Source organism: Nonomuraea sp. B12E4, assembly GCF_039871825.1.
GTDB lineage: Bacteria > Actinomycetota > Actinomycetes > Streptosporangiales > Streptosporangiaceae > Nonomuraea.
The window spans coordinates 547115-559232 of the sequence record NZ_JBDPME010000002.1; the positions used below are offsets into that span (position 1 = coordinate 547115).

The 12118-nt window shown below is 71.1% G+C and carries 13 protein-coding genes; 9 read left to right on the forward strand and 4 right to left on the reverse strand.

What is annotated here, in order from left to right; genetic code table 11:
• Positions 1–63 precede the first annotated feature (63 nt).
• Positions 64–834 carry an IclR family transcriptional regulator gene (locus ABGB18_RS08275; protein WP_347694775.1) on the forward strand — a complete coding sequence of 257 codons (771 nt, stop codon included), beginning with the start codon at positions 64–66 and terminating at the stop codon, positions 832–834.
• On the opposite strand, the gene ABGB18_RS08280 is transcribed toward ABGB18_RS08275, so the two are convergent.
• Positions 789–2228 (reverse strand): cytosine permease, encoded by a 1440-nt coding sequence (locus ABGB18_RS08280; protein WP_347694776.1) that lies wholly within the window; start codon positions 2226–2228, stop codon positions 789–791. The two genes, ABGB18_RS08275 and ABGB18_RS08280, sit on opposite strands and share 46 nt — an antisense overlap.
• A gap of 158 nt (positions 2229–2386) precedes the next feature.
• Between ABGB18_RS08280 and hutC the strand changes: the two genes are divergently transcribed.
• From hutC to ABGB18_RS08310, 6 genes are all read left to right on the forward strand, one after another.
• Positions 2387–3142, forward strand: a complete 756-nt coding sequence (hutC, locus tag ABGB18_RS08285) for a histidine utilization repressor (protein WP_347694777.1) — start codon at positions 2387–2389, stop codon at positions 3140–3142.
• Between the two features lie 283 nt (positions 3143–3425).
• Positions 3426–5057: a phosphodiester glycosidase family protein gene (locus ABGB18_RS08290; protein WP_347694778.1), complete on the forward strand. Its 1632-nt coding sequence runs from the start codon at positions 3426–3428 to the stop codon at positions 5055–5057.
• Positions 5058–5204: 147 nt separating this feature from the next.
• Positions 5205–6659, forward strand: a complete 1455-nt coding sequence (locus ABGB18_RS08295) for a cytosine permease (protein ID WP_347694779.1) — start codon at positions 5205–5207, stop codon at positions 6657–6659.
• Positions 6656–7423: an amidohydrolase family protein gene (locus ABGB18_RS08300; protein WP_347694780.1), complete on the forward strand. Its 768-nt coding sequence runs from the start codon at positions 6656–6658 to the stop codon at positions 7421–7423. The genes ABGB18_RS08295 and ABGB18_RS08300 overlap by 4 nt, the downstream gene beginning before the upstream one ends.
• Positions 7420–8166 (forward strand): amidohydrolase family protein, encoded by a 747-nt coding sequence (locus ABGB18_RS08305; protein ID WP_347694781.1) that lies wholly within the window; start codon positions 7420–7422, stop codon positions 8164–8166. Before ABGB18_RS08300 ends, ABGB18_RS08305 begins: the two co-directional genes overlap by 4 nt.
• Positions 8167–8322: 156 nt before the next feature.
• On the forward strand, positions 8323–8736 hold the full coding sequence (locus tag ABGB18_RS08310) for a glutaredoxin domain-containing protein (RefSeq protein ID WP_347694782.1): 414 nt from the start codon (positions 8323–8325) through the stop codon (positions 8734–8736).
• Positions 8737–9187: 451 nt separating this feature from the next.
• Here the strand turns inward: ABGB18_RS08310 and ABGB18_RS08315 are convergent, their stop codons facing one another.
• Positions 9188–10102 (reverse strand): LysR family transcriptional regulator, encoded by a 915-nt coding sequence (locus ABGB18_RS08315; RefSeq protein ID WP_347694783.1) that lies wholly within the window; start codon positions 10100–10102, stop codon positions 9188–9190.
• Positions 10103–10173: 71 nt separating this feature from the next.
• The gene (locus tag ABGB18_RS08320) at positions 10174–10431 is read right to left on the reverse strand and encodes a hypothetical protein (protein ID WP_347694784.1); all 258 of its coding nucleotides are present in this window, start codon (positions 10429–10431) and stop codon (positions 10174–10176) included.
• A 161-nt stretch (positions 10432–10592) separates the two neighbouring features.
• On the opposite strand from ABGB18_RS08320, the gene ABGB18_RS08325 reads away from it, so the two are divergent.
• Positions 10593–11606 carry a hypothetical protein gene (locus ABGB18_RS08325; RefSeq protein ID WP_347694785.1) on the forward strand — a complete coding sequence of 338 codons (1014 nt, stop codon included), beginning with the start codon at positions 10593–10595 and terminating at the stop codon, positions 11604–11606.
• 31 nt (positions 11607–11637) lie between these two features.
• Positions 11638–11853, forward strand: coding sequence for a GntR family transcriptional regulator (locus ABGB18_RS08330; protein WP_347694891.1), 216 nt, complete (start codon positions 11638–11640; stop codon positions 11851–11853).
• 30 nt (positions 11854–11883) lie between these two features.
• On the opposite strand, the gene ABGB18_RS08335 is transcribed toward ABGB18_RS08330, so the two are convergent.
• The gene (locus ABGB18_RS08335; protein WP_347694786.1) at positions 11884–12063 is read right to left on the reverse strand and encodes a hypothetical protein; all 180 of its coding nucleotides are present in this window, start codon (positions 12061–12063) and stop codon (positions 11884–11886) included.
• Between the last annotated feature and the right edge of the window lie 55 nt (positions 12064–12118).

A 12118-nucleotide genomic window follows, 5' to 3' on the forward strand; every position in this document is an offset into this window, starting at 1 on the left:
GTCGTACCAGCCGTCTGGATCATCTTTTGTCTGGGATATCAGACACTTGGGTACGCTTCCAGCATGTCGATCGTGCCCGCCGCCGACCAGGTGCTGGCGATCCTGCGTTATCTGGCGGCGCGGGCCGGGCCCGCCTCGGCCGCGGCCATCGCGCGTGACGTGGGGTTGCCGCGGTCGACCACGTACCACCTGCTGGACACGCTGATCCGCAACGGCTTCGTGGTGCACCTCGCGGAGGAGCGGCGTTATGGGCTGGGGGTGAGCGCGTTCGAGCTCGGCTCCGGCTACGTACGGCAGGCACCCCTGCAGCGGCTGGCGCGCGCGCCGCTGGCCCGGCTCGTCGACCGCACCGGGCACAGCGCCCACCTGGCGGTGCCGCACGGCCGCGAGGTGCTCTACGTCGTTGAGGAACGCGCGCCCGGCCGCCCCCCGCTGGTCACCGAGGTCGGCGTGCGCCTGCCCGCGCACCTGACCGCCAGCGGCCGGGCAGTCCTGGCGGGCCTGCCGCCCGGCCAGGTCAGGGCGTTGTTCCCGGACGCGTCGGCGTTCGTGCGGCGCGGCGAGGCGGGCCCCCGGTCGCTGCCGGAGCTGCGCGGCCTGCTGTCCGAGGTCCGCCGGCGCGGGCACGCCACCGAGGAGGGCGAGGTCACCCCGGGCTTCTCCTCGATCGCCGCCGCCGTCCCCGACCACCGGGGGCATCCGGTGGCCGGCGTGGCGGTGACGTTCCCCACCGAGGAGGTGGACGGCGGGCAGCGCCGGGTCATCGCCGACCGGGTCATCCGGACGGCTCAGGAGCTCAGCCGCCGCATGGGCGGCGTCGCCTCCGACGGATAGACCATCGCGGCGGGCGGGTTCGCGGTCCGCCTGGCCCACGGGTAGTAGAGCGCCGCGGTGGCGGCCAGGCCGACGATCCAGGAGATGTCGGCGCCGCCGAGCAGCTCGGTGATCGGCCCGGTGTAGAGCGCCTGTGCCAGGAACGGGATCTGGATCAGCACGCCGAAGGCATAGCTGACCAGCGCGGTCACATTCCACCGGCGGTAGCGGCCCGCCGGGTCGTACAGGGCGGGGATGTCCACCCGCTCCTTGGAGACCAGGTAGTAGTCGGTCAGGTTGATCGCGCTCCACGGCGTGAACACCATGAGCAGCAGCAGCACGAAGTTCTTGAAGTTGGCCAGGAAGTCGGTGCTGGCCGCGACCGCGACCACGACCGACACGGCGGTGAAGCCCACGATGTACCACGCGCGGGCCGCCTGCGAGATCCGCGAGCGGCCGCTGAAGGCGGTCACCGTCGTCAGCACGCACATGAACCCGCCGTAGGCGTTGAGCGTGTTGACGGTCAGCTTGCCGACCACGATCACGAGATAGATCAGCAGCGCGACCGCGGCCGGCCCGGCCAGCTCGCCGACGAAGCCGACCTGGTCGCCGACGAACGCGTCACCGGAGACCGCGGCGATCAGCGCGCCCAGCGTCATCGCCCACTGCGACCCGATCACGCTGCCCGCCAACGTGGACCAGAAGGTGCTCCGCTCGCTCGTCTCGCGCGGCAGGTAGCGCGAGTAGTCGGCCACGTACGGGCCGAAGGTGAGCTGCCAGCCCGCGCCCAGCCCCACGGCCAGCAGGAACGTCGGCGCGTCGAACCCCTTGACCCCCACGACCGAGCCCACGTCGTATTTGGTGAACAGGGCGATCAGCAGGTAGCCCAGGCCGAGCAGGCCCATGACGGTCGCGATCCGGCCCACGGTGTGGATGAGCCGGTAGCCGGTCACCGCCACGACCACGGTCAGCGCGCCGAAGATCAGGATGCCGGCGGTCGCCGGGACGTGCAGGATCCGGGCGAGCGCCTGCCCGGCCAGCACGCTGCCGGTGGCGGCGAACCCGAGATACATGAGCACGACCAGCACGAGCGGCAGGACCGCACCGAGCACGCCGAACTGCGCCCGGCTGGAGATCATCTGCGGCAGGCCGAGTCGCGGCCCCTGGGCGGAGTGCAGCGCCATCACGATGCCGCCCAGCACGTTTCCGATCAGCAGGGCCACGATGGCCCAGAGGGCGTCGGCGCCGAAGACGACGGCCAGCGCGCCGTCCACGATCGCCGTGATCTGCATGTTCGCGCCGAACCAGAGTGTGAACTGGCTGCGCGGGGAGCCGTGCCGCTCGGCGTCGGGAATCACGTCGATCGTCCGGCGTTCCACGGCGGGAGCCGGACCCGGGGGTGCTTGCTGTTTCATGACGGTCCGCCTCTCGCGCCTCGTCGCGCTGTGGGGAAAAGGGGATGGGAGGAATGTACAGTCCTGTATATACAGCGGGCCAGCCCTGGGTCCGGATAAAATTCGGGCCACCGGGCCGGGACATCCGCCCGTCCCCCGTCCCCGAGGATCGGAAGGCCGTGGCGCCCATCACTGTGGTCGAGCTCGCTGCCAGGTTCCAGGAGGCCGGGCCGGCCTCCGTTCCGGCCTACGAGCGGGTCAAGAACGTCATCGCCGCCGGCGTCCGCTCGGGCCGCTGGGCACACGGTCAGCAGCTCCCGTCCGAGCTCCAGCTCGTCGGCGCGCTCGGCCTGTCCCGCATGACGATCAACCGGGCGCTGCGCGAGCTGACCCACGAGGGCCTGATCGTGCGGCGGGCCGGCGTGGGCACGTTCGTCGCCGTGCCCAAGGCCGCCTCCGCCCTGCTGGAGGTGCGCAACATCGCCGACGACGTGCGGCGGCGCGGGCACCGCCACCGCACCGAGGTCGTTCACGTACGCGAGGAGCCCGCCGAGGCGGCCGACGCGGACCTGCGGGCGGCGGCCGGGCCGACCGTGTTCCGCTCGCTCATCGTCCACTTCGAGGACGACCTGCCGATCCAGCTCGAAGACCGCCTGGTCAACCCCGCCGCCGCGCCCAGCTATCTGGAGCGCGACTTCACCCGCGAGACCCCGCACGCCTACCTCAACGAGGTGGCCCCGCTCACCCGCGGCGAGCACATCGTCGAGGCGGTCGTCGCCGACGCCGCCGAGCGGCGCCTGCTGCGCGTCGGCCGCCACGAGCCGTGCCTGCTCGTCCGCCGCCGCACCTGGTCGAAGGACGTCCTGGTGAGCACGGCCCGCCTGCTCCACCCCGGCTCCCGCCACCGGCTCGAAGGCGGCTTCGGGGTGGAATGACGGCGGCCCGGCCCGCCGGACGCCGGCGTCGCCCAGATCGACCACCCCCGAGCTCCCGGAGTGCCCACCGGCTGGACCGGTGCGGCCTCCGTGCGCGTCATCGCCACATGCGAGCGATCACATCGGACGGTCACCGGCCGCTACCGATCATTCATTCTCCCGTTCACCGCCACACGCCTGGTTCCGCCCCGGCGTTCGCCTGAACACGCTGGACTGCCGACTCGGTCATATCGCCCTGAACCGGTCACTTCACCCGGGCGTTTATCGAGTCTAAGGATGTGTCATGGACAACAGTCATCGCAGCGATCGCCGCTGTCGCGCGCGGCTCCTGCTCGGCGTGGCGGCGCTGGCCGTCGTGGCGCCTCTGTCGATCCCCGGGGTGGCCGCCGCGGACACCCCCGCCGCGCCGTCCCCGTCCCCGTCCGCGTCCGCCGGCGGCACCGCGCCGCAGTGGACGACGCGGACGGTCGCGCCGGGGGTGGAGGTGCGCACCGGGACCCTCAAGAACCCCGCCGCCACGCCCAGTTGGACGATCACCGTGCAGGCCGAGGTGAAGGCGCGCTACACCGGCGCCCAGGCGTGGGCCGCCGTGGGCACGGAGGCGTGGGCGTCGCAGACCGCCGACCGCCTGCGCGCCGCCGGTCTCGACCCGGTGGTGGCCGGTGTCCCCTGGCCGGACTACGCCGACACGCCGCACGGCCTCATGGGCGTACGCGTCCGGGTCGGGTCCTTCCCGACCCAGGACGCGGCGCGGAGCGTGGCCTCGCAGGTCACGGCCGCGGGACTCCGCAACGTCGTGGAGTGGACCGGCTATGACGTCGACCAGGCGGCCGACGTGGAGAACATCAGCGTCGCGGTCATCGACCCGCGCCGGTTCCGCGGCGCGGTCGAGGCCACGCACGGCGACAACGTGGCCGACCGGGAGACGACCTCCGCGGTGGCGGCCAGGCTGGGCTCGCTGGTGGGCGTCAACGGCGGCTTCTTCGTCACCTCCGCCGCCGACGGCGTACCCGGCATCATGGCGGGCATCGGTGCCTACGACGGGGAGCTCACCTCGATGGCGGTGGGATCGCGGGCGGCGCTGATCCTCGGGGACGGCGGCCGGCGTACCCGGATCGCCGACCTCAGCACCACCGTGACGGCCCGCGCCGGCCGCGCCGAACACGCCGTCGAGGGCATCAACCGCACGCCAGGACGCCTGCGCAACTGCGGCCGGCCGGGCGCGGTCCCCACCGCCGACCCGCGCCACGACACCACCTGCACCACGGCCGACGAGCTGGTGAAGTTCACCGACGACTACGCCACCGCCCTGCCGACCGGCGACGGCGTGCAGGTGGTGCTGGACGCCAAGGACCGGGTCGTGTCGGTCGGCGACAGGACCGGCACCGTCGCGCCCGGCCAGACCGTGCTGCAGGGCATCGGCGGCGCGGCCGGCTGGCTCACCGAGCACGCGAAGCCCGGCCGGAAGCTCTCCGTCACGGAGGACATCCGCGACGAGCACGGCCGCAAGGTGACGCTGCACGCCCGCGACAGCATCGTCAGCGCCGGCCCGACGCTGGTGGAGGACGGGCGTACCCGCATCGACGCCGCCACGGAGGGCGTCCTCGACCCGCAGGACCTGTCGTTCGGCTTCGCCTGGGCGAACAGCCGCCAGCCCCGCACCATGGCCGGCATCGACCGGCGCGGCCGGCTGCTACTGGTGACCGTGGACGGCCGGCTCAGCGGCGGCAGCGAGGGCTTCACGCTCGCCGAGGGCGCGGCCTTCATGCGCTCTCTGGGCGCGGTCGACGCGCTCAACCTCGACGGGGGCGGCTCCTCCGCCATGGCGGTGAACGGCGCCCTGGTCAACCGCCCGTCGGACGCGACGGGCGAGCGGCCGGTGGGTGACACGATCCAGGTGCTGCCCACCCGCTGAGCCGGGCCATCACCGACGCGGCTCGCTCCCGCACTGGTGGCACAACCGCAGTGGCGAGGACGCGGAGATCATCGGCGCCGTGACACCACCGTCGTTCTGACCTGCCCGCCGTCCGACCACCGTTCACCGAATCTGGAGGCACCCCGGATGACCGAAGACGCAACCCTGGAGCAGCAACTCGCCCGGCGACACCGGCAACCGGCAGGCGTGGAGCAGTTCGGGATCGAGCCGATCCCCGAGGACAAGAAAACCGTCGCCTGGTACGACCTCTTTGTCATCGTGCTGAACTTCCTGGTCAATCCGGGCACGGTGTTGACGGCGGGCACCGCGGTGGCGGCCGGGTTGCCCTTCTGGGGAGCGATGGTGGCCTCGATCCTCGGCATCGTCATCGCCTTCGGCGTTTATGTGATCATGGCGACGGTCGGCGTGGACTATGGCATCCCCGGCCAGGTGGCCACCCGCATGGCCTACGGCCTGCGGGGATCCCGGTGGCTCCCCTCGGTGGTGCGGACGATCTCGTCGGTGTTCTGGTTCGCCTTCCAGACGATCGCGGGAGCGCTGGCGATCATCTCGGTGGTGGAGCAGTTGTGGGGAGTACGGCTGCCGGTGCAGGCGGTGAGCGTCGTGTTCGCCGTCTTCCAGGTGCTGGTGGCGACCGTGGGTTACGGGCCGCTGAAGCTCCTGTCCCGGTTCGCGTTCCCGTTGAAGATCGTCATCACCGCCTACCTGATGTACCTGCTGATCACGCAGCCCGCGGGCTCGTACGCGGGCCTGGACGTCTTCGGCTGGGCCGGCGACATCGGCTGGCAGTGGCCGCTGCTGGCGTTGTGGATCAACACGGTCGCCTCCGCCTGGTATTCGATGGTGACCGACGCCGCCGACTTCTGCCGCTACTCCCGGGGGCGGTTCGACATGCAGTTCGGCACCATGCTCGCGGCGGTGGCCGGCACCGCGATCGCCAGCATGCTCGGCGCGTACGCGGTCGCCGCCACGCACGCGGCCAACGGCAACGCCTGGGACGTGCTCGCCCGGATCTCCTCTCCGCCGGCGCTGCTGCTGATCCTGGTGCTGGTGGTGCTGGACAACTGGACCATCAACGTGCTGAACCTCTACACCGGCGGGCTGTCGGTGAGCAACATCTTCGTACGGCTGGGCCGGTTCTGGGCGACGCTCGCGGTGTCGGTGCTCGGGGTGGCGCTCTCCCTGGTGCCCGAGGTCATCAACGAGTACTCCGGGCTCATGACCACGATGGGCAGCATCTTCGCGCCGATCGCCGGCGTGCTGATCGCCGACTACGTCATTCTCAAGAAGATGCGGCTCGACGTCGGCGCGCTCTTCGACCGCACCGGGCCGTACTGGTACTGGCATGGCTTCAACTGGGTGGCCATCGCCTGGACGATCGCCGGATTCGGCCTCTACAACCTGCTGCCGATGGCGAGCGTCCCCAACCTGACGTCACTGGTGATCGTGCTGGTCGGCTACGTCGTGACGACGCGGATCGTGGCCCGCGGGTCCACGGTGGCGGCCGTGGCGGCCCGCCCGCTGGACAGTCCCGTCAGCATCCGACTCAACGAGCGCATTGTGGAGAGGTACGGATCTTGAGCATTCTCCCTGATGTCGACGACATCCTCGACGGCCATACCCACGTCGACGAGGTGCCGGCGCTGGGCTGGATCGACCCGCCCGGCAAGCTGGTCGCGCTGCTCGACGAGGCGGGCATCCGGCAGGCGGTCGTCATGACCTACACCGAATATCCCGGTTACAACCCGCAGGCCCTCGACTATCTCGCCCAGGTCGTCGGCCGGTATCCGGATCGGCTCATCGGGTTCGTCCGCGTACATCCCTGGTATCAGGAGGAGATGCCGCGGATCATCGACCGGGCGCTGGGCGAGCTCGGCATGAAGGGCGTCAAGCTGCACCCGGTCGGGACCCTGGACCACCCGGCCGGCCCGTCCACGCTGCGGGTGCTGGAGCTGGCCGCCGAGCGCAACGCGCCGGTCCTGTTCCACTGCGGTGACGAGCCGATGACCACTCCGCTGGCGATCGCCGAGGCGGCCCGCCGCGTGCCCGAGGCGACCGTCATCCTCGGGCACATGGGCGGGTTCTTCCACGTACGGGAGGCGATCGAGGTGGCTGAACGGCTGCCGAACGTGGTGCTGGAGACCTCGGCTATGCCGTACCCGGCGGCCATCCGCGAGGCGGTCCAGCGGATCGGCGCCGACCGGGTGATCTATGGAAGCGACGGGCCGGGATGTCCGCCCAGGTTGGAGATTCGCAAGGTGATCGCCGCCGGCCTCGACACCGAGGCACAACGCGCCGTGCTGGGAGCGAACATGCGCCGGCTGCTCGCGGCGGTGCGCGCATGATCGGCACCGTGGACGCGCTGGCCTTCGCCGGCCCCAACCTGTTCGGGCCGGCCCAGACCGAGAACGAGCTGCTGTCCGGCCCCGGGGCGGCCGGAATAGACCTCACGGTGGCGGTGACCGGCCGCCCCCTGGACTACCGGCTGGAAGCGGGCAACGACGGCGTCGCCGCCTGCGCCGCCGAGCACCCGGAATCCGTCCGCGGGCTGGCGCGCGTCGATCCGAACCGGCCGGACGCGGCCGCCGAGTTGCGCCGCTGCCTGGAGACCCTGCGCCTGTCCGGGCTGTTCCTGCACCCGTGGGAGGAGGTCTTCCAAATCAACGACCCGCGGGTCGGCCCGGTGCTCAGGGTGGCCGCAGAGTCCGGCTGTCCCGTCGTCGTGGCCGCCGGTCATCCCTGGGTGTCCGAACCCTTGCAGATCGCCGACGTGGCCTGCCGTCACCCGGAGACGACCTTCGTCCTCACCAACGGGGGCCAGTTCAACATCAGCGGGCTCGGCCAGACCGACGCCCGGCTCGCCCTGGAACGCGCGGCCAACACCGTGCTGACCACCACCGGGGTGTACCGCCAGGATTTCATCGAGTCGGTGGTGGGGGAGTTCGGCGCGCACCGCGTCATGTACGCCGGGGGCAGCCCTCACTTCGACCGCTCGTACGAGCTGCTGCGCGTCACCGAGGCGAGCCTCCCACCGGACGATCGCGACATGCTGCGCGCGGGCACCGCCCGCGCCGTGTTCGGCCTGTGACCGAGTGATCGTGTCCGCCCCCGTGGACACGATCACGCCCCGAGCGTCCTCGAACCCCGGCGTCACCGAGGTCCTCCGCAAAGATCGCCATGATCCCTCGTTTCGTCGAACCGGCCACCGCTGCCTTATGCCCGGCAGCGATACCCTGGCGTCATCATGATGCGCAGTTGGATCTTGCCGTTGGTGTTCGTGGCCGCCGGAGCGATCATGGCGATCGCGCTTCCCGGCTCAGGCGTGGCGATGCTGGCGGCGTTCGTGCTGCTCGCGGGGCTCCACTCGCCGCTGATCTTCCCGAGGTCGGTCACCGCGGCGGAGGCGCGCCGCCGCAGCGCGGTGGACGGCCGGCCGATCGTCTACTGGCGGCCGGGCTGCAAGTTCTGCATACGCCTGCGGATCCGGCTGGGCTCCCACGCCGGACGGCTGCACTGGGTCAACATCTGGCGCGACCCGGACGGCGCGGCAGACGTACGCGCGGTCAACGACGGCAACGAGACCGTGCCGACCGTCGTGGTGGCGGGACAGGCGCACGTCAACCCCGCCCCCGGCTGGGTACGCGGCCAACTCTCCTGACCCGCGCCGCCGAATGAGTTGTGGGCACCCGCGCGGCCGAAACTCGATTGCGCGCTCGCGGGCCGGGTGGCCAAGATCAGGTCATGAAACCGGACGTGATCGATGCGGGCTGGCTGGCCTTGCGGCCCTTCACCCCGGCGGACATCCCGTGGGTCTACGAGGTGTCCCAGGACCCGGCGCTGCAGCACTTCGTGAACCTGCCCTCGCCCTATCGCATGGAGAACGCGGCGTTCTTCGTCGAGGGAGCTGGCCATCGCCGGCGGACAAAGTGGACGGCGCCTGGAGTTCCTCGCGGAGGATGCCTCAACGGGAGAGCGGCTGGGCCGCGTGGGCCTGGGGCTGGGCATCCCGGGCACGGCCGAGATCGGATACTGGGTGGCGCCGGACGCCCACCCCGGAGGGCGCCGGCGGTGTTGATCAGGTACGAGCCGCGCTTCATCGAGGCGGGCGCCTATGTGAGCTGCTCGCGGGCGAGCCGGTCGAACTCCGCGCTCAGATCCAGTTCGCGGGCGATGTCCAGTACGGCCTTGGCCATCACCGATCCCGGGCCCGTACCGGCCAGGACGAGGCCGACGCGTGGCTCGTGGGCGGGTCGCTCCAGCCGGACGACCCGCATGCCCTCCGGGACGCCGAACATGTACAGCCACGCGTGCGCGATGACGCTGGACCAGCGGTGCGTCGCCACGTGCGCGAACAGGGCGGAGACGGTGTCGGTCTCGATCGCGGGAACGGCCACCGCCCCGGCCTGCCGGAAGATGGCGTCCAGGATGCGGCGGTTGCGCATCTCGGGGGCGAGCAGGCACAGCGGCAGCGCGGCGACCTCCGTCCAGCGGGCCACCCGCCGCTCGGCCAGCTCGCCGTCGGAGGGGGTGAGCAGCAGGTAGCGCTCGTCGTACAGCGGGATGGTGCGCATCCCGCCGAAGTCCTCCTCGTCGTCGTCGAGGTACGTCATCGCCATGTCGATCTCGTACTCGTTGAGCCGCCGCGCGATCTCCCGCGACGACAGCGAGGTGAGCCGCACCCGTACGTGCGGGTACCGCTCGCAGAACGGCGTCGTCAGCATCGAGGCGGCGGTCAGCGCGGTCGGGATCGCCCCCATCCGCAGCCTGCCCGACAACCCCTCGCGCATCCTGGACAGGTCCTGGCGCAGGGCGTCGGTGTCGGCGAGGATGCGATGCGCCCACAGCAGCACCCGCTCGCCCTCCGGGGTCAGCCCGGCGAAGCGCTGCCCGCGCCGGACGAGGGACACGTCCAGCTCGCGTTCGAGCTTGCGGATGGCCGCCGACAGCGACGGCTGGGAGACATGGCAGGCGGCCGCGGCACGGGCGAAATGGCGCTCACGGGCCAGGGCGACAAGATACTCCAACTGGCGCAACAACACGCCACAGGATGCCCCGGGCGCGCCCGTCCCGTCCAGCCCCGAGATCGCGATTCGGGTCAGTCCGTCACGGTCGCGCCGGTCCAGGTGAGCACGATGAACGGGACGTCGCTCGAAGGGTGGTGGAGGCGCCCGGAGGTGATCCGGTAGGCGATGTCGCGCGGGTCGCCGGCCGTCTCGACGGGCACCCGTACGATGCCGATGTCCTGGTGGATACGGGTGAGCATGCCGTCGCACGGCCCGCCGGCGCAGATGGCGTTCGGAGCGGGCTTCACCGCGGGCCGGCCCCTTAAGGCGTGCGCGTCGTTCACTGTCACCGGCAGTCCTCCGGAGCCGTGAGTAGTCTACGAAAGACTACTTTGCGGCCAACTGATCGTTATGGCCGCCCTACCCTTGAACGGGTTGACTCTCCGGGATTGTCGGCTGTTCTTGCCCGCTTGCCGTTCATCGGCCCCGGGATCACGGCTACTCTGCGGCAATGCCATTCGATCATCGATCTGCCGTCGCGGTGGTGCTCGCGGCGGCGGCCGCACTGGCCACGGCGACCACGCCCGCGCACGCCCACGAGGCGCCCGCGGCGGATCGCGTCTTACGGGTCTACAACAACAACATCGAGAACCTGGTGACCAACAACGCCGACGGCACCTGCACCCGGATCCAGGGCCCGGACCACCTCACGTCGATGCTGGTCGACGACGACGGCAGAACGGGCACCTCCGGCGTGCAGGCTCCCGACCTCCTGATCGTGCAGCAGATACGCGGCACCGGACAGGCCACGGCCTACGCCGACCAGCTCGGAGCCAAATTCGGATATCCGGCGGGCACCTACGGGGCGATCGTGGCCTGGGACGACCCCGAGGTGTGGGGCAGCACGCACAAGTGCAGCCAGCAGTCCCTGGGCGATCTGAAGAAGCGGCAGACCAATGCGATCATCTACAACACCAGGACGCTGAGCCTGGCCGCGGGCGACATCTCGAAATACTGGAGCGCGGGCTGGCTGAAGCCCGGGACCTCGTACCGGGGCGGGGCCGGGTGCACCCTCTACAAGCCGCCGGACAACGACGACGGCACCACCAACGCCTACAAGTGGAAGCGTACGAGCGCCATCGCGGCGAGGTTCACGATCAGGCAGACGGGGACGACGGTGTTCGCCGCCACCATGCACCTCCCCGAGCAGAACGGCCAGAACGCCTGCGCGGGCGCGGGCGACACCGGCATCGCGAGCTCCGGCATCCATCTCGGCGCGGACGCCACGAGCCTGATGAACGCCTCCACGATCCGCGTGGTCGGCATCGACGCGAACCGGACGAACATCGCCCCCACCACGCTCGGCGGCTTCGGCATGACCGGCTACGGAGCGAAGCCGACCATGGGCTCCAGGAAGATCGACTACCTGTTCGTCAAGGGCGCCGTCCGGCCGTCGCCCATCGACCACACGGTGAGCGGCACGAAGTCGAACCACCTGGCGCTGTACGGATTCATCGAGTTCTGAGCCCTCGGCGGCTGCGACGTCGCGTACCTCGATCTACGAGGGCGCGCTGGCGGACGGCGAGGTGCTCAACCAGGTCGCGGTCGCCGAGCACTTCGGCGTCTCCCGGGTGCCGGTGCGCGAGGCCATGCGACAGCTCCAGGCCGAGGGCCTGCTGAGCGTCGAGGCGCACCGGATCTCCGCCGCTGATGATCCATGGTGGCGGCGCGACGGGGGCGTGCTTCCGGGCCCCTTCGCCGGTGACGGGTGACGGGGCCGCGGCCCGAGGGGGCCGGGCCCGTCAGGTCGTCCGTCTCTCGCGACGGTGCTCGCGGCCGATGGGCGCGGGCAGCAGCTTGCCGAACGGTACGGCACGCAGGAGCCGGAGCCGTTCGGCGGCGCCCGGGTGGCCGTGGTCGGCGGGACGCGCGGGCGGCGGGCAGCGTGGGCAGGGCGCGGCGAGGGTAATTCGGCTGACCAAACAGCACCTTCCGCCACAAAAGACCCCGCCCTACAATCAGCGGTCAGGAAGATCC

Bases quoted from the DNA above. Each gene is read 5' to 3' on its own strand.
- ABGB18_RS08275 (WP_347694775.1), top strand. From the start codon at position 64: ATGTCGATCGTGCCCGCCGCCGACCAGGTGCTGGCGATCCTGCGTTAT.
- ABGB18_RS08280 (WP_347694776.1), bottom strand. From the start codon at position 2,228: ATGAAACAGCAAGCACCCCCGGGTCCGGCTCCCGCCGTGGAACGCCGG.
- ABGB18_RS08290 (WP_347694778.1), top strand. From the start codon at position 3,426: ATGGACAACAGTCATCGCAGCGATCGCCGCTGTCGCGCGCGGCTCCTG.
- ABGB18_RS08295 (WP_347694779.1), top strand. From the start codon at position 5,205: ATGACCGAAGACGCAACCCTGGAGCAGCAACTCGCCCGGCGACACCGG.
- ABGB18_RS08305 (WP_347694781.1), top strand. From the start codon at position 7,420: ATGATCGGCACCGTGGACGCGCTGGCCTTCGCCGGCCCCAACCTGTTC.
- ABGB18_RS08310 (WP_347694782.1), top strand. From the start codon at position 8,323: ATGATGCGCAGTTGGATCTTGCCGTTGGTGTTCGTGGCCGCCGGAGCG.
- ABGB18_RS08325 (WP_347694785.1), top strand. From the start codon at position 10,593: ATGCCATTCGATCATCGATCTGCCGTCGCGGTGGTGCTCGCGGCGGCG.